At 70.7% G+C, this 16093-nt stretch carries 14 protein-coding genes and 1 pseudogene; 9 read left to right on the forward strand and 6 right to left on the reverse strand.

Annotated features, from left to right (window positions below):
• The first annotated feature begins 23 nt into the window (after nt 1-23).
• Nucleotides 24-827, forward strand: a complete 804-nt coding sequence (locus tag Pen02_RS24205; RefSeq protein ID WP_239141201.1) for a dihydrofolate reductase family protein — start codon at nt 24-26, stop codon at nt 825-827.
• A 64-nt stretch (nt 828-891) separates the two neighbouring features.
• Here Pen02_RS24205 and Pen02_RS24210 read toward each other — a convergent pair whose 3' ends face one another.
• The 4 genes and pseudogenes from Pen02_RS24210 to Pen02_RS24225 all read right to left on the reverse strand — a co-directional run bounded on the left by Pen02_RS24210 (nt 892) and on the right by Pen02_RS24225 (nt 2335).
• Nucleotides 892-1092 carry a DUF397 domain-containing protein gene (locus Pen02_RS24210; protein ID WP_203868367.1) on the reverse strand — a complete coding sequence of 67 codons (201 nt, stop codon included), beginning with the start codon at nt 1090-1092 and terminating at the stop codon, nt 892-894.
• A gap of 34 nt (nt 1093-1126) precedes the next feature.
• Nucleotides 1127-1303 (reverse strand): annotated as a pseudogene (locus Pen02_RS24215) (DUF397 domain-containing protein); the annotation flags it as partial.
• A gap of 59 nt (nt 1304-1362) precedes the next feature.
• Nucleotides 1363-1557 carry a DUF397 domain-containing protein gene (locus tag Pen02_RS24220; protein WP_203868368.1) on the reverse strand — a complete coding sequence of 65 codons (195 nt, stop codon included), beginning with the start codon at nt 1555-1557 and terminating at the stop codon, nt 1363-1365.
• On the reverse strand, nt 1550-2335 hold the full coding sequence (locus tag Pen02_RS24225; RefSeq protein WP_203868369.1) for a helix-turn-helix domain-containing protein: 786 nt from the start codon (nt 2333-2335) through the stop codon (nt 1550-1552). The genes Pen02_RS24220 and Pen02_RS24225 overlap by 8 nt, the downstream gene beginning before the upstream one ends.
• A gap of 449 nt (nt 2336-2784) precedes the next feature.
• Here Pen02_RS24225 and Pen02_RS24230 point away from each other — a divergent pair, with 449 nt between their 5' ends.
• The 6 genes from Pen02_RS24230 (at nt 2785) to Pen02_RS24255 (ending at nt 9723) form a co-directional block, all read left to right on the forward strand.
• Complete coding sequence (locus tag Pen02_RS24230) at nt 2785-3033, forward strand: flavin reductase (protein WP_203868370.1); 249 nt, start codon at nt 2785-2787, stop codon at nt 3031-3033.
• 235 nt (nt 3034-3268) lie between these two features.
• Entirely contained in the window at nt 3269-4414 is a 1146-nt protein-coding gene (locus tag Pen02_RS24235; protein WP_203868371.1) for a PucR family transcriptional regulator, read from the forward strand.
• A gap of 70 nt (nt 4415-4484) precedes the next feature.
• Nucleotides 4485-5261, forward strand: coding sequence for a hypothetical protein (locus Pen02_RS24240; RefSeq protein WP_203868372.1), 777 nt, complete (start codon nt 4485-4487; stop codon nt 5259-5261).
• A 9-nt stretch (nt 5262-5270) separates the two neighbouring features.
• Nucleotides 5271-6062 (forward strand): hypothetical protein, encoded by a 792-nt coding sequence (locus Pen02_RS24245; RefSeq protein ID WP_203868373.1) that lies wholly within the window; start codon nt 5271-5273, stop codon nt 6060-6062.
• A 154-nt stretch (nt 6063-6216) separates the two neighbouring features.
• Nucleotides 6217-8931, forward strand: coding sequence for a glycoside hydrolase family 3 C-terminal domain-containing protein (locus tag Pen02_RS24250; protein ID WP_203868374.1), 2715 nt, complete (start codon nt 6217-6219; stop codon nt 8929-8931).
• 129 nt (nt 8932-9060) lie between these two features.
• Nucleotides 9061-9723, forward strand: coding sequence for an SRPBCC family protein (locus tag Pen02_RS24255; RefSeq protein WP_203868375.1), 663 nt, complete (start codon nt 9061-9063; stop codon nt 9721-9723).
• A 115-nt stretch (nt 9724-9838) separates the two neighbouring features.
• On the opposite strand, the gene Pen02_RS24260 is transcribed toward Pen02_RS24255, so the two are convergent.
• Nucleotides 9839-10540 carry an SDR family oxidoreductase gene (locus Pen02_RS24260; RefSeq protein ID WP_203868376.1) on the reverse strand — a complete coding sequence of 234 codons (702 nt, stop codon included), beginning with the start codon at nt 10538-10540 and terminating at the stop codon, nt 9839-9841.
• Nucleotides 10541-10649: 109 nt separating this feature from the next.
• Nucleotides 10650-13262 carry an ATP-binding protein gene (locus Pen02_RS42610; protein ID WP_203868377.1) on the reverse strand — a complete coding sequence of 871 codons (2613 nt, stop codon included), beginning with the start codon at nt 13260-13262 and terminating at the stop codon, nt 10650-10652.
• Nucleotides 13263-13594: 332 nt separating this feature from the next.
• On the opposite strand from Pen02_RS42610, the gene Pen02_RS24270 reads away from it, so the two are divergent.
• Both Pen02_RS24270 and Pen02_RS24275 read left to right on the forward strand, forming a co-directional pair.
• Complete coding sequence (locus Pen02_RS24270; protein ID WP_239141203.1) at nt 13595-15295, forward strand: S8 family peptidase; 1701 nt, start codon at nt 13595-13597, stop codon at nt 15293-15295.
• 246 nt (nt 15296-15541) lie between these two features.
• Entirely contained in the window at nt 15542-16015 is a 474-nt protein-coding gene (locus Pen02_RS24275; protein ID WP_203868379.1) for a hypothetical protein, read from the forward strand.
• The last annotated feature ends 78 nt before the right edge of the window (nt 16016-16093 follow it).

Raw genomic sequence — 16093 nt, forward strand, 5'->3', positions numbered from 1 at the left:
GGACGTCATACCAGATCCGCCCCATGCTGATCCCGAACGAACGTGCAGCACCTGCACCGGTGGGTCCCAAGATTCTTGGCGAGTTGTGGTTCGGAGCGAGCCACAACTTGCCAAGATTCCTGACGGCTGTTCCACATCGTGGGCCGGTGCGACGAGATGCCGCTTGGGAGCACGACCGTGAGCAAGGGGACGACGCGATGAACAGGGACCGCAGAGATAACGGCAGGGTGATCTGCAACCTCACGATCTCGGCCGACGGGTACTCGGCCGGGCTCAACCAGACCGAGGAGCGGCCGTTTGGGGACGACGGCGGCGACGGCTGGGCTGACAAGCTGCACGCCTGGTACTCCGAGTCGTCCGAGGAGAACCGGGAGGAGATCGACCAAATCCTCGCCGCCAAGGCGTTCATCATGGGACGCAACATGTTCGGCCCGGTACGCGGCGAGTGGGATCGGCCGTGGATCGGCTGGTGGGGCGACAATCCGCCGTACCACGCACCGGTCTTCGTGCTCACCCACCACGCCCGCGAGCCGCAGCCAATGGAGGGCGGCACCACCTTCCACTTCGTCACCGACGGGATCGAATCCGCCCTGACCCGGGCGCGCGAGGCGGCCGGCGACGGCGATGTCGCGATCATGGGCGGCGCGACCACTATCAACCAGTACCTGGCCGCCGGCCTGATCGACGAACTGCGGCTGCACATCGTGCCGCTCACGCTCGGCGCCGGTACGCGACTGTTCGAGGGCGTGCCGCCGCTCAAGCTCGAACAGGTGAAGTCGCACTCGGCAAGCCTGGTCACCCACGTGACCTACCGCGTGCTGTCCTGAAGATACGAAAGAAGCCCTCAGCACAAAGGCTGAGGGCTTCTTCTGTCGCAACAGTTCTGGCAGGTCAGCCGGCGGGACCGATCACTCTCGCCAGATCGACGAATGCCTGCCAGCCCGCCGCCTCGAAGATCAGGGTCCCGCCATCACGATCCTTGGTGTCCCGCACCAGCACACGGCCGGGAAGGTTGTCGGCCACCTCCACACAGTTGCCCTGGTTGGTGCCACTACGGCTGCTTTTGCGCCAGATCGGCGTCAGGTCAGTCATGATGATCGGTCGCCTCCTCACTCTGCCATGGCGTTCAGCCGATCGAGCCGGTCCTCTTCGTCGAGTTGATAAACGCCTGCCAGACGGCGGGCCCGAACGTCAGGGTGGCGCCGTCGCGATCCTTCGTGTCCCGTACGAGCACGCGGCCGGGGAGGTTGTCGGCCACCTCGACACAGTTGCCTTGGTTGCCGCTGCTGCGGCTGCTCTTGCGTCAGGCCGGCGTCAGTTCAGTCATGATCGCTGGTCGCCTCCTCGACTCTGCCGTAACGCTCAGCCGACCAAACCAGGCCGCTTCGCGAGCTCGATAAACGCCTGCCAGGAGGCAGACCTGAACGTCAGGGTGCCACCTTCGCGATCCTTGGTGTCCCGTACGAGCACGCGGCCCGGGAGGTTGTCGGCCACCTCGACACAGTTGCCTTGGTTGGTGCTGCTGCGGCTGCTCTTGCGCCAGTTCAGCTCAGTCATGGTCGTTGACCGCCTTAGTGATCAGGTCTCGTGACAAGCTTACGGGCAGGGCCAAACCCTGAACGATCTCCCACGACCGCTCTAGTTCGTCCACGTCCGCACCCTCACTTACCGTACGTCCGCGAAGTTGATCGTCAAGATAGACGGCCCGCATCCGGGACGGGAGCGTCGCCAGAACGAATGCACCCGCCAAGCCAGGGTGCAGGCCAGCGGCTCGGGGCACAATCAGGATTTGTACCTGGGGCCGGAGGCTCGCCTCGACCAGATGCGCCAACTGCCCTTTGAGGACGTCGGCCGGTCCATAGGTCAGCGCCACTTCGCCGATGACGGCGGACAGCATCGGTGGCTTCGGCCGATCGATGGTGGCGGCCTGCCGGTCACGCCGAACCTGAACCGTCCGATCGATCACCTCGTCCGGCAACCTGCCGCTTTGCAGCAACGCGCGGGTGTAATCCTCGGTCTGTAACAACCCCGGAATCAGGCTGTGCTCGAAACAGCGGAGCATGGTCGCGCGCTGCTCGTGCTCTGTCCAGGGACGCAGCCAGGTCGGCCGGGCATCCTCCTGGGCTTCCTTGGCTGCACGACGAATCTTGTCACCGGTCTTGAAATGCTCGTCAAGGCGTTCTGCGGTGTCAGGCTGGGGGATCATGCGGCCCTGCTCGAATGCCGCGATCGATGCCCCACTGAGACCAACAGCCGCCCCGACTTGATCGCGGGTCCGCTTGGCTCGTGTCCGCTGCTCTCTGAGAATCTCCCGAAGGTCAGTCACGTACTCCACCCGACTCCAGATCAATTAGCCAGTATCCTTCAATACTCTCGCCTATTTATATTCCGCTCCAGGTGGTTGCCAGTCCAGGGTGGAGGGCAGACGAAGGTGCCATAACAACGGCCGATCGACATGCCGGAAGTACGTCCCGCAGATCCGCTCCCGGTGGCAGTTGTCGACCTTCGTCGGAGACGGGGACCGATTCAGAGGCACTGGCGGTCCCCGTCTTCCACATCTCCCCCGAGACCGGAAGGTGACCCGATGATGTTGAAAAGGCGGGGACAACGACCTCATCGACGGGACTGGCGGCGGCTGTGGCGGTACTGCCGATGCGGTCGTCGCTGGAGCTGCCCGGAGGCACCCAAGCCACCCCCGCCGACATCGTCCACGCCACGGATGCGCAACCGGGGCCGGTTCGAGGAGTGGCACTCCCCCGCCGAACGAGCCGGTCGGGTGTAGCCGTGATCGGGCCGCAGGAGCGCTGGCTCGTGCACGTCCCCGCGCACCCGTCGTACGCCTGCCGGTCGTGCGGCAGTCCCTGGCCCTGCCACCAGGCACGACTCGCGCTGGTGACCTCGTTCCGGCGTAACCGGGTGGGCCTGATGGTGTACCTCGCCGCCCATCTCGCCCGAGCGTTGGAGGAACGTCCCGACGTCCATCCGGCGGCGCTCGCCGGCCAGATCCTCTACTGGGTACCGCGTCGCCGCTGAACCCGCCAGCGCGACTCGTAATCCCGCTGGCGAGGCGAAGTGCCTCGCTGACCCGGGCTCTGCACCGTGACCAGGCCAGGCCCGGACGAATGGATCAAACATCGAGAACCACTGACAGGAAGGGTCTACACAGCCAGTCAGGAAGGCAGGAGATATCTGTTACGGTCGACGCCGTATCGACCCATCCGTAACCGTCATCGCTCCGAAGCGTCTGGGACGGGGAGGAGCCGCATCGATGAGTGCACTGTTCAACAGGTTGCGCGAGCGGATCGAGGTCAACGCGCGGCATGCGGTCGAGACGTACACGAACGAGGTCAGCGAATACCAGGCGATGGTTCCCGGCGTCGACGACCGCATCGGGATGTACGACTTCGCGGTGTTCATCCGGCGCCGGTCGCTCGACCTCGCCTCGGCGGGGGTGCCGCTGAGCGAGGAGGATCTGGCCGGCATCGCCTCGGTCGGCCGTCAGCGGGCCGAGGTGGGACTGTCGGTCCCCTCGCAGCAGCAGGTACTCGGCCTGCACACCGCGATGATGGTGCGCGAGGTGCACGATCTGGCCCGTCCCGAGGACGTCGCCGACCTGCTGCGGTTGGTCGGCTGGCTCGGTGCCCAGGGCGTCCGGGCCCGGAGCGCCTACCTGCGCGGTTACACCCGTGGCGTGGGTACGGCGCGGATGTTGTCGACCCGGCTGGAGATCCTGGCCCGTGCCCTGCTCGCCGACGAGTCGGTGGAGCCGTTCGTCGCCGACCTGCGCCTCGCCGGGCGGTACCACGTCTCGGTCCTGACGATGGCACGGCCGGTGGCTGCGGAGACGCAGGCCGAGGTGGTCGCCGCGTTCGCCGGGGACCGGATTCCGGTGACCTGGCTCGGCGCCGACGAGGTCGCCGTGCTCACCCCCGCCAACGATCCGAAGCCCAAGATCCTGCAACGGGTACGCCAGGCGACCGCGCTGATCGGGCAGCCGTGCGGTGTGGGCTCGGCGGAGGGTGCGGTGGGTCGACTGGCCGAGACGCTGGCGTGGGCCCGGGAGGCGAGCCGGGTGGCCCCGCCGCAGGACCGTCCGGAGCGGCTGCCGGAGGTCGCGGACCTCTTCGTGGAGATGGCGCTGGCCCGCACACCGGCAGTCGACGGATGGTTACGCAGCTACGCGAAGGCGCTGGCCGCCGGCCCGGACCTGGTCGCGACGCTGCGCGCCTACTACGTCCACGACATGAACCGGACGAGTACCGCCGCCGCGCTGCACATCCATCCGCGCACGCTGGACTACCGGCTGCGCCGGGTACGCGGGGTCACCGGCATCGATCCCGGGTCGACCGTCGGGGTGCGGTTGTTGAGTGCGACGGTAGCGCGGACCCTCGCCGTGGACCACTACGCGGATTGACAAACGTCACCGCAGGCTTGCGCACCGCTCACGAAGACGCACCACACACGGTGCCGAAAAACTGTCCGCCATGTGGAGGAAGCTCATACGTGGCATCGCGGCCCCTGCCGTCGCGCTCGCGATGCTGCTGACCGGGCCGGCACATCCGGCCCGGGCCAACGCCGACGGCATCAGCAGCCCGATCGTGGACGCCGCCCTGATCGGCTGGGCCATCTACCGGTCCGGCAGCGCGACTCCAGAACAGATCGTCGAGTTCGTCCGGATCGTGACCGGCGCGCTCGGCGACCTGGAGAACGAGGTGAAGGACCACATCGACGGCCTTGAGGCGAAAGAGGTGCTCTCGCACGCCAGCCTGGTCCGGAAGGAAATGCTCAACTACCACAACATGCGGGACAACGAGATCACGGTGGAAGTGTTCGCCATGGCCGTCGCCCGCTACGCGGAGAACGCGTACCACAAGTACGGGGCGGTCGGGCGGAAGGCCAAGGACCAGATCGGTCTCGGCGCGCAGGTGCTCTACCCGGTCAACCTGGCCGTGCGTACCGACATCGACTGGACCGGGGGGCTCGACGAGTTCGATGCCGACTACCGCCGGCTCAACCAGCGGATCGTGGCCGACCTGGAACCGACGTGCACCCGGGTCAGCGACCCCGAGCCCATTCCCGGGCGGATCTACGTCCGGCACGAGTGCACGGCGGCCAACGGCGAGACGGCCGTCGCCATCGACCACAAGGTCGGCGACACCTGGCACAGCGGGCCGGTCAACCTGGACAACCTCAAGCTCGAAGCCGCCAAGAACTCGAGCTGGGCGGCGGCCAGACACATCCTCGCCGGACAGGGACAGTAGGAGGGCAACGTGAGAAAACGACTGCGCAATTCCCTGGTAGCAGCCGGCCTGGCCGTCGCGGTGACGGTCACGGCGGTACCCGCCGCCGCACCGGCCCAGGCGGCACCGCGTACCGAAGGCATGCAGGTGATGGCGTTCGACTGGGTCAGCCTGGTGGTCACGGTCGCCGGGCACCTGCTGTCCGGCGGCGGCTCCGACGACTCCGCGCTGCGGGCGGCCGTCCAGGAGATCGTCGCCGCCGTCGAGTCCGCGAAGAACGACATCATCGCGCACACCGACGCGATCGCCGCCGCCGACGTGCAGGCCTGCGCCCGGCAGCACACGATCGAGTTCTCCGACATCGAGAACATGTCGAACACGGTGCGGCAGATCTGGGCACAGAACGCCACGGCGTGCGCGACGCTGGCGACCGCGTACGTCAACACCGTGCAGACCCCGCAGGCGGTCGACAACATCGGCCACGTACTGCCCTCGCTGTTCGCCATCGTGATCGCCGCCCGTGGTCGGGCCAACCTGCCCAACGGCATCAACCTGATCATCCAGGACCAGATCCGCAGCTACGAGGCGGTCGTCGCCAAGCTCACCCCGACGAACTGTGTGAAGAAGGGGAACAAGGAACCGGGGTCCCCGCGCGAGAAGTGGTGGGAGTGCACCGCCTACAACGGCGACTGGGGCCAGTCCGGGTGGGTCACCGCCCCGGCCGAACCCGTCCGCGCCGAGGCGGAGTACGCCGCCACCCGCAACACCAGCCGTCCCGCAGCCCTGTCCGGGCTACCCCGACTCCGCGCACTGGGAGTCTGACCGGTTGGTTCCCCGCCGCGTGGTGCCGATCGGTACCACGCGGCGGCACCGGTCGACCACCACCTACACCCCGACCTACACGCACCTTGACGTGCATCGATACGAGTCCTACCTTCGCCCGGGGTGCACCGTGCCGGCGGAGGGGGACAACGGGATGCGAGCGCGTGCCTGGGCGGCGGCGGCCGTGGCCGTCGTACTCGTGAGCGGCAGCGGTTGCACGGACGAGCCGGAGGCGGCGGTCCCCACCGGGACCAGCGGCGACGGCCGGGCCATCTACCTCGACCGGTCGTACTCGCCGCAGGAGCGCGCGGTCGACCTGGTCTCCCGGATGACGCTGGCCGAGAAGGTCGCCCAGCTGGTCAGCAGCCAGTCGGCGGCGCTGCCCCGCCTCGGCATCACCGCTTACGGCTGGTGGAACGAGGCCGCGCACGGCGTCGCCCGGGAAGGCACCCTGCACGACGCCAACCCGCCGACCCTGGTCAACACCACGTCCTACCCGGTCGACCTGTCGCTCGGCGCCACCTGGAACCCCGACCTGGTCCACCGGCAGGCGACGCTGATCTCGGACGAGGCCCGCGAGGTGGTCCGGGACAACCGGCTCGACCTGAACTTCTACTCCCCCACCGTCAACCTCGCCCGCGACCCGCGCTGGGGCCGCAACGACGAGGCGTTCAGCGAGGACCCGCTGCTCACCGCCGCGCTCGCCGCACAGTTCGTGAACGGCATGGAGGGCAAGGACCGGTCCGGCCGGCTGCGGCCGGAAAGCGGCGGCTACCTGAAGACCAGCACCACGCTCAAGCACTACGCCGCCAACAACAGCGAGTTCGACCGGCTCCGGGGTACCGCCGAGATGGACGACCGGACGCTGCGCGAGTACTACACCGCGCAGTTCCGGGAGGTGGTGGAGCGCAGCTCACCGGCGTCCATCATGACCTCGTACAACCGGGTCAACGGGGTGCCGACGTCGGCCAGCGGCTATCTGATGGCCGAGCTGGCCCGGCAGACCTTCGGCTTCGACGGATTCTTCACCTCGGACTGCGACTCGATCCGGGAAATCCAGCACGGCCACCGCTGGCAGCCGGCGGGGCACCCGGCCCCGCTCGACCACGTCGAACGGCACGCCTTCGCCAACGCGGCCGGCGAGGACCTGAACTGCCAGCAGGGCTACCACGACCAGTGGAGCTACGCCAACACCCTCCCGGAGGCGATCGCGCGCGGCATCGACACCCCGTACGGCCGCTACACCGAGGAGCACGTGGACGCCTCGCTGGCCCGGCTGCTGACCACCCGGATCCGGCTCGGCGAGTTCGACCGGCCGGAGGACGTACCGTGGGTGACCGCAGCCCGGTCCCGGGTCGCGGCCGGCACCTGGACCAACTCGGACGCCAACGGCGCGGTCACCCAGACGCCGGACCGGCTGGCGATGGCTCGCGAGGTCGGCGCGGAGAGCATCGTGCTGCTGAAGAACGAGGCACGGCGAAACCGGTCCGGTGCAGGAAATCCGGTGCTGCCGCTGCGGGTGCCGGCCGCCGGGCCGTACCGGGTGGCGGTGCTCGGGCACTACGCCAACCCGCCGAGCATGTACCTCGGCGGCTACTCCAGCATCCAGGCCAGTGCCGGGCAGGCCAACGAGGTCAACGGGTACCAGGGGCTGAAGGCGGCGATCCAGCGGATCAACCCGGGCGCGGTCGTCGACCACCTGCCCGGGGTCACCCGGAACAGCCTGGCCGAGGTGGACCCGGCCTCGGTGGCCGCCGCCGCCGACTACGACGCGGTGATCGTGTACGCCGGCACCGACGAGCGGCACTCCCGGGAGGACGTCGACCGGCGCGACCTGGAGTTGCCCGGCGCACAGGAGTCCCTGATCAGCCAGGTGGCGGCCCGGAACCCGAACACGATCGTCTACCTGGAGACGGTCGGCCAGGTCGACGTGACCGCGTTCGAGGGTGCGGTGCCGGCGATCCTGTGGAGTTCCCACAACGGGCAGCGCAAGGGCGAGGCGCTCGCCGACGTCCTGCTCGGGGCGCGCAACCCGAGCGGGCGCCTGCCGTTCACCTGGTACCGCGACGCGGGGCAGCTCCCGCCGATCGACGACTACGCGATCCGGGGCGGGGACGGTCGTCCCGGGCGGACGTACATGTACTTCGACGGCGAGGTGTCGTACCCGTTCGGCCACGGGCTCGGCTACAGCGAGTTCGGCTACGCGACGCTGCGGGTGGACCGGCGGTCGGTGGACGCGAACGGTACGGTCCGGATCAGCGTCGACGTCACCAACACCGGCCGGCGGCCGGGTGCCGAGGTGGTCCAGCTCTACGCGGGTACGCCGGGCGCACCGGCCGCAAAGGAACGTCCGGCGAAACGGCTGGCCGGGTTCGAGAAGGTGACCCTGCGGCCGGGGCAGACCCGACGGGTCGCATTCCGGGTACCCGTCGCCGACCTCGCCTTCTTCGACGAGCGGGCCGGGCGGTGGGTGGTCGACGCGGGGACGTACTCCTTCCAGGTCGGCCGGTCCAGCGCGGACACCGACCGGCGGCTGCGGGCGACGGTGACCGTCGGCGGTGCCCTGCGCCCGGCGTTGTCGGTCGTCACCGCGACCGCGCCGACCCTGGTCTCCCCCGGCACCGTCCTGTCCCCGAAGCTGACGATCGCGATGACCGACGACACCCGGTACGGCTACCGCGCCGAGGGCGCCAGCACGCCGCTGCCGGCCGGCGCGACCGTGCGGTACCGGAGCAACCGCCCGCAGGTGGTGGCGGTGGACGGGTCGGGTGCGATCCGGGCGGTGTCGATCGGGGTCGCCACGGTCACCGCGACGGTCAGCTATCGGGGCGTCAGCCGGGACACCGAGTTCGTGGTCGGAGTGCGGTAGGGGCGGCGGGCACGACCGGCGGTCGGGCACGACGGCCACGCCGACCTGACACAGAGTTCGCTTATATAAGTTGCTCCTGATACGCTGCCACCCGTTCCGACTCGGGCGGCCAGGGTGAAGGAGTGACAGGTGGACATCGTCGACGAGATCAATGCGATCCACCGGACGGTCGGGCGGGTGGAGACGCCGGCCGGCGAGGCGCGTACCGTGCTGCTCCGCCGGACGTACGACACGTCCGTGGACGACCTCTGGGACGCGGTCACCAACCCCGAACGGCTGCCCCGGTGGTTCGCGCCGGTCAGCGGTGACCTCACCCTCGGCGGCCGGTACCAGGTCCAGGGGAACGCGGGCGGCGAGATCATCCGCTGCGAACCGCCCCGGCTGTTCCGGCTGACCTGGATCTTCGGCGAGCCGGTCGAAGGCGGATTCAGCGAGGTCGAGGTACGGCTCTCGCCAGCGGAGGGCGCGGACGCCGAGCGGGCCACCCTCGAACTCGAACACGTCGCCGTCATCGACCCGGAGCGGTGGGCCGAGTACGGCCCCGGCGCGGCCGGTGTCGGCTGGGACCTGTCCCTGCTCGGCCTGGGCCTCTATCTGGGCGGCAGCCCCGTCACCGACCCGGAGGTCTGGGGCGAGTCGCGGGAGGCGCGGGAGTTCATGACGCTGAGCAGCAACGCGTGGGGCGCGGCGGCGGTGGCCGACGGCGACCACCCGGACGCGGTGGCGGCGATGGTCGCCAACACCAGCCAGTTCTACGCCCCGGACCCGCAGGCCGGCCCGAACGCCCCCTGACGCCGAGGAGCACGCCCAGGCCATGATCCGTTCCGCCCCGCTGGACTGGGTCGGCCCCGGGACCGATTCGCCGGACCTGCCGAGTCACGAGGCAGGGAACCGATCCACCGGCACGTCACACCTGTTCGAAGTGGAACTCCTGGATGAAGCAGTCCCGGGGCTGGCCGACCGCGAACAGCACACACTCCACCACCGACCGGGCAGTCAGCGGGTCGCCCGCGCCGCGCGGCCCGTCCTGGACGAAGTCCGGCGGATACAGCGAGATGACGCGGATTCCCTCGGCCCGGAGCCGGTGCGACAGGATGTCGGCGAACCCGGCCTGGGCGTGTTTGGCCGCGTAGTAGGCCGGATGCGCCTCCGACCGGTGGTGGCCCGGCTCGCCGCAGGCGGAGATTAGGTTGACGACGTCCGGCCGGTCCGAGGCGCGGAGCAGCGGCAGCAGGTGCCGGGTGAGCAGCACCGTGCCGGTCGCCGCACCGGCGATGGTGGCGACGATGTCGTCGTCGGAGGCGTCGTCCAGGCCGGCCCCGGGCAGGTAGTTGGCGCCGTTGTTGACCAGTACGTCGATCCGGTCGGTCCGGTCGGCCAGCGCCGCCGCGAAGCCGCGTACCGAGTCGGGGTCGGCCAGGTCGCAGCGGTGCGCCTCGGCGGAGCCGGAACCGCCTGCGGCGACCAGCTCCGCGGTGCGTCCGGCCGCCGCCTGGTCCCGGGCCGAGACGACGACGTGCGCGCCGCGTTCGGCGAAGGCCAGTGCCAGGGTACGTCCGGTGCCCCGGCCCGCCCCGGTGACGACGACCCGCAGTCCGTGCAGATTCACCCGCCGATTCCAGCACCTCCACCACGGTCGAGGTCAACTCCCCGGCTGTGGCGGTCCGGTCAGCCGTCCTCGGTGCAGTCCGGTCAGCCGTCCTCGGTTGACGGTCCGGTCAGCCGTCCTCGGTGGCGGGCAGCGTGGCGAGCACGGTACGGACGTTCTCGGCCTCCAGCGAGTCGAGTTCGGTGTAGCCGGTGAGGGCGTGCGCGAAGTGCTGCCGTGCCCGAGCCAGGTCACCGAGTTCCCGGTGGGCGTACCCGAGGCCGGTGTGCGCGCGGGCCTGCGGCTCCCGGGCGCCGATCTCGGCCGCGATGCCGAGCGCCTCGGTGTGGTGTGCGACGGCGTCGGCGGGCCGGCCGGTGGCGCGGGCGGCCTCACCGAGCCCGTTCAGCACCCAGGCGCGTACCTCCCGGTCGTCGATCTCGCGGCACAGCCCGAGCGCCTCGGTGAAGTACTCGACGGCCTGGTGCGGCTGACCGAGGCTCAGGTGCACGCTGCCGAGGTTGTCCAGCGAGTTGGCCTGCCCCTGCCGGTGCCCGAGCTGCCGGAACACGGCCAGCGCCTGCCGGAGGTGGTCGGCGGCCGACCGGTGCCGCTCCAACCGCTGCTCGGCGAGCCCGAGATTGGTCAACGCGGTCGCCTCGCCGAGCCGGTTGCCGGCCCGGTTGGCCAGTTCGGCGGCCCGGGCGAAGTGCTCGGCCGCCGGCTCGTAGCGGCCCTGCTGCGCGTCGACGGTACCGAGGTTGCTCAGTGCGAGGGCCTGCTGGGCGTCGTCGTCGGTCGCCTCGGCGAGGTCCATCGCCCGCCGTAGGTAGTCGGCGGCCGGTTCGGGCCGTCCCCGCAGCCGTTCGAGGTTGCCGAGGACGGTCAACACCCGCGCCCGCTGGGTACGGTCGTCGACCCGCTCCGCCACCGCCAGGGCCCGCCGGAGATGGTCGACGGCCCGCTCGTACTGGCACAGGTGCAGGTGGGTGACGCCGATGCCGAGCAGCGCATGCGCCTGCCCGGACTGGTCACCGGTCAACTCGGCGGCCTGGTACGCCTGGGTGTGGATGGTCAGCGCGGTGGCGTAGTGCCCGCCGTCGAGATAGCGGTACAGCAGGGCCGACAGGTCGATGGTGTGCGCCGGCCAGCCCTCGGCTCCGGTGTGCGTGACGACGGCGGCCAGGTTGGGCAGCTCGGCGTCCAGCCAGGCCCGGGCGGTCTCCGGGTTGAACAGCGGTCGGCCGGGGACCGCCGGGGTGCCGGCCCGGGGCGGACGGCGGGGGTCGGTCAGGTCGAGCAGCTCCGTCGCGGTGTGCACGGTACCGAGGTAGGTGTCGAAGAGCCGGCCCAGCGCGGCATGTCGACCGGCGTCGGACTCGTGGGTGGCGGCGAGGTGGCTGGCGTAGGCGCGCAGCAGGTCGTGCATGGCGTACCGGCCGGTGGCGACGGGATGCAGCAGGTGTGCCCGGGCCAGCACGTCCAGGTCGGCCCGGGCGGCGGCCGGATCGGTGCCGGACAGGGCGGCGGCAGCGTACTCGTCGAAGTCCGTGCCGGGATGCAGGCCCAGCATCCGGAAGGTGCGGGCCGCCGACGGCGGCAGGTGTTGCACCGACCAGGAGAAGACGGCGGTGACCGCCGCTCTCGGGTCTCCGTCGGCGTCCATCAGCTCCAGCCGGCGCTGCCGGTCGGCCAGCTCGGCGGTCAGCTCCGCCAGCGTGGCGGCCGGGTGGGCGGCGGCCCGCTCGGCGGCGACCCGGAGCGCCAGCGGCAGCCGCGCGCACAGGTGTGCCAGGGTGGCGACCGCCTCGGGTTCGGCCTCGGCCCGCGCCCCGACCAGGTGGCGCAGCAGCGCCACCGCGTCGGGCAGCGGCAGCAGGTCGAGGTCGACCCGGCGGGCGCCGTCCCGGGCCACCAGGCCGGCGAGCCGGTCCCGGCTGGTCACCACGACCGCGCAGGAGGGGGTACCGGGCAGCAGCGGACGGACCTGCTCCACCGTTGCCGCGTTGTCCAGCACGATGAGCATCCGGCGGCCGGCCAACTGGGTGCGGTAGCGGGCGGCCCGGTCCTCGACGTCGATCGGGATCTCCGCCCCGGTCACCCGCAACGAGGTGAGCAGTCGGGCCAGCGCGTCGGTCGGCGGCATCGGCTGCTCCGGGTCGTACCCGCGCAGGTTCACGTAGAGCTGGCCGTCGGGGAAGCGGTCGGCGACCCGGTGCGCCCAGTGCACGGCCAGCGCGGTCTTGCCGACTCCGGCGGTACCGGAGACGGCCGAGATCACCACTGCGGTCGGCGCCGGGCCGGCCAGCATGGCGTCGAGGTGGGCGAGCTGGTCGCCCCGGCCCATGAAGGCGAAGACGTCGGCCGGCAACTGCCGGGGTACCGACCGTTGGCCCGACCTGGCCGGCGAGCGGCGCGGGGCACGCCGGTGCTGTTCGGCGACCCGGTCCCGGGCGGTGGCCAGCATCCCCTGCTCGACCGGAGTGGCGCCGAGCAGCCCGACCAGGATGTCGAACCGGTCGGTCGGCGGCAGGGTCTTGCCGGTCAAATACTCTGCGACCGCCGCCGTCGACCAGCCGGTCCTGGCGGCCAGCTCGCGGTACGTCAACTCGCCGTCCCGACGCTGCCGGGCGTGCCTGCGGCGCAGTGCCCGCAGCACCGTGGCCAGGTCGGGCAGGGTGCGTACCCCGGACACGTCCAGTGGCGGCAGGTCGAAGACCGGCCCGGTCGAGCGGTGCGCCATCGTGCTGGGACCCCCCGGTCTCCGCCAACGGTCGAAGCCTAGTGCGCGGCGTTAAGTGATCAACAGTTGTCTGTCGATTTCTGCTCCTGTCCGGAATACGGATCACTACGCCCGTCGATCCGCCACCATCGCCGGGTACGGCCCGGTGCTGCCGGTCGGATCTCCCGGAGGTGTGGCGGCGACGCGACGACGACGTCGCACCTTGTCCGCCACCCGGTCCCCCTCCGGTGCTCCGCCCCCGGGGTGGCCCGGACGGTGTTCTGCGGGAAGGGAGACTGTCCATGTCAGACGATCCTGTTCGCCTGCCCGGCTCGGTCCGGAGCCGACGATCGGTGCCAGACCGCGCCGGAGCAACGCCGACCTGGCACCGACGGGGCGGCGTCACGGCCACCGCCGCCGTCCTCGCGCTGCTGGCCGGAAGCCTCGTCGCGCCCGGCGCGGCGGCCGGCGCCGCGCCCACCCGGCCGGGCGGACCCGCCCCACTGCACGCCGCGACCGGCAAAGCGGTGGCCGGAAGCTACGTCGTCGTACTGAACGGAAAGCCGGGGTCGGCCGCCGCCGCGCGCAGCGCCAGCGCCGTGTCCCGGGCGACGGCACTCGGCGCGACCGTGGAACACCGCTACCGGAGCGCGCTCAACGGCTTCTCCGCCAAACTGACCCCGGCCCAGGTCGACGCGCTGCGCAACGACCCCGAGGTGGCCTACGTCGCCGCCGACCAGCAGGTAAGTCTCGACATCACCCAGACTCCGGTCACCTGGGGCCTGGACCGGGTCGACCAGCACCACCGGCCACTGAACAACACCTACGAGTACCTCCGGGCCGGTGCCGGCGTCACCGTCTACGTCATCGACAGCGGCATCAGGGCCAGCCACGCCGAGTTCGGCGGGCGGGTGGCCGCCGGGTTCACCGCGGTCAACGACGGCTGGGGTACCAACGACTGCCACGGGCACGGCACGCACGTCGCCGGCACGGTCGGCTCCGCCGCCTGGGGGGTGGCCAAGGGAGTACGGCTGGTGCCGGTACGGGTCTTCGGCTGCTCGCCGTACGCCAGCACGGCGACGGTGATCGCCGGGGTCGACTGGGTCACCGCCAACCGCACCGGCCCGTCGGTGGCGAACATGAGCCTCGGCGGGCCGCCGCAGCCGGCCCTGGACGCGGCGGTCAGCAACTCGATCGCGTCCGGCGTGACGTACGTCGTCGCCGCCGGCAACGACGCCGTCGACGCCTGCGGCTCGTCTCCCGCGTACCTGCCGAACGTCGTCACCGTCGCCGCCAGCGACTCCGGCGACGCCCGTAGCTGGTTCTCGAACTTCGGCCAGTGCGTGGCCCTGTTCGCCCCCGGCTCGGACATCCTCTCCGCCGGCATCGCCTCGGACGGCGCCGCCCAGGTGGCCAGCGGCACCTCGATGGCCAGCCCGCACGTGGCCGGCGCCGCCGCCCTCTACCTGGAGCGGCACCCGAACGCCGCGCCGGCCGAAGTCTCCGCCTGGCTCACCGACACCGCCACCCCGAACGTGATCTCCGACCTCCGTGGCTCGCCGAACCGGCTGCTCTTCGCCAACAGCCCCGGCACGCACTCGGCGATGACCTGGCGGGTCAAGGAGCAGCGGGGCGACAACGTGCTGCTGGTCGGCTCCGACGAGCAGACCAACCCCTACCAGGGAGACACCCCGGCCAGCGCCACCCTGCCGATCCTGTGCCTGGCACAGTGGGACGCCCCGATCCCGGCCGGGATCACCCCCGACCAGTACAACGGGTGGTCCGGCGGCTCGATGGCGCTCACCGCGCCGGTCTCCGGTACCCGGCTGACCAGCCCGGCCGAGGCCGACTGGATCTGCGCGAGCACCTTCGGCGGCGGCTGGAAGATGGCCGAATTCCACGACGGGTACTACTTCCTCCGGCGCCCCTTCCCCGGCCCGATCCCGCCGCTGCGGCTGCGCAGCGGTTGGAACCTCTGGGGACACGGCACCCTGCCCACCAACACCCGGTTCTGGGCGCACATCAACGACCAGGCGGGCAACCCCTGGAACTGACCGGGCCTCTTGTCTACCGTTCGACAGTGTTGGACGGCGCACGGCGGATCCCCCGCCGTGCGCCGTCGTCCGTCCCGGGGTCGCATCGGCGTCCGTCGGTGGTCAGGCACCCGGTCATCGGGTACGTCGGCAGCCGTTCCGGATCGGTACACCTGGCCGTCACCGTTCGCACCTGCCCCGACGCGCTCGGTCGACATACGGTGGCGACAGTCCTTCTGAAGTGGACGGTCGGTCGGGAGGTGGCCGATGAGCTCACCTGCACCGCTGGTTCGGTCCGTCGGATCGTTCCGCCGGATGATGTGCCTGATCACCCTGCACTTCCAGCCGGAGATGCCGCACCTGACCGCCGTCGACCCCGCCAACCCGTGCCGTCGACAGCCGCGCTGCGACTGCGGACGTAAGCTCCTGCCCGCCGAGATCGAGCACGAGTACGGCGAGGCCGGCGACGGGGATCGGCTCTGCGAGCGGGTCAGGGTCTGCCTTCGGTACGGACACGAAAAGCGGTGGCTCTCGCACACGACGCCGGGCGTGCGTACCGTGCCGATCCGGGAGATACCGGCACACCGCCGCAGGGGCTACGACACCGCCGACTGCCAGTACGCCTTTCTCTGCGTGGTCTGCGGCGACATCGCCCGACTCGACCAGAACCACGACTGGGAGACGGAGTGGTGGGGACGAAGGTGCCGGCACTGCGGCCTGACGTTCCACGACGACGACTGAGTCGGCTCGCTGGTCGCGGATTGCGTCGCTGAGACTGTGTCGCGGAGCTGTATGGGTGGGGCTGTATCAATGGGGCTG

The organism is Plantactinospora endophytica (assembly GCF_016862915.1).
GTDB classification, from domain to species: domain Bacteria; phylum Actinomycetota; class Actinomycetes; order Mycobacteriales; family Micromonosporaceae; genus Plantactinospora; species Plantactinospora endophytica.

Bases quoted from the DNA above. Each gene is read 5' to 3' on its own strand.
- Pen02_RS24235 (WP_203868371.1), top strand. From the start codon at position 3,269: ATGAGTGCACTGTTCAACAGGTTGCGCGAGCGGATCGAGGTCAACGCG.
- Pen02_RS24220 (WP_203868368.1), bottom strand. From the start codon at position 1,557: ATGACTGAGCTGAACTGGCGCAAGAGCAGCCGCAGCAGCACCAACCAA.
- Pen02_RS24275 (WP_203868379.1), top strand. From the start codon at position 15,542: ATGAGCTCACCTGCACCGCTGGTTCGGTCCGTCGGATCGTTCCGCCGG.
- Pen02_RS24205 (WP_239141201.1), top strand. From the start codon at position 24: ATGCTGATCCCGAACGAACGTGCAGCACCTGCACCGGTGGGTCCCAAG.
- Pen02_RS24240 (WP_203868372.1), top strand. From the start codon at position 4,485: ATGTGGAGGAAGCTCATACGTGGCATCGCGGCCCCTGCCGTCGCGCTC.
- Pen02_RS24250 (WP_203868374.1), top strand. From the start codon at position 6,217: ATGCGAGCGCGTGCCTGGGCGGCGGCGGCCGTGGCCGTCGTACTCGTG.
- Pen02_RS42610 (WP_203868377.1), bottom strand. From the start codon at position 13,262: ATGGCGCACCGCTCGACCGGGCCGGTCTTCGACCTGCCGCCACTGGAC.
- Pen02_RS24210 (WP_203868367.1), bottom strand. From the start codon at position 1,092: ATGACTGACCTGACGCCGATCTGGCGCAAAAGCAGCCGTAGTGGCACC.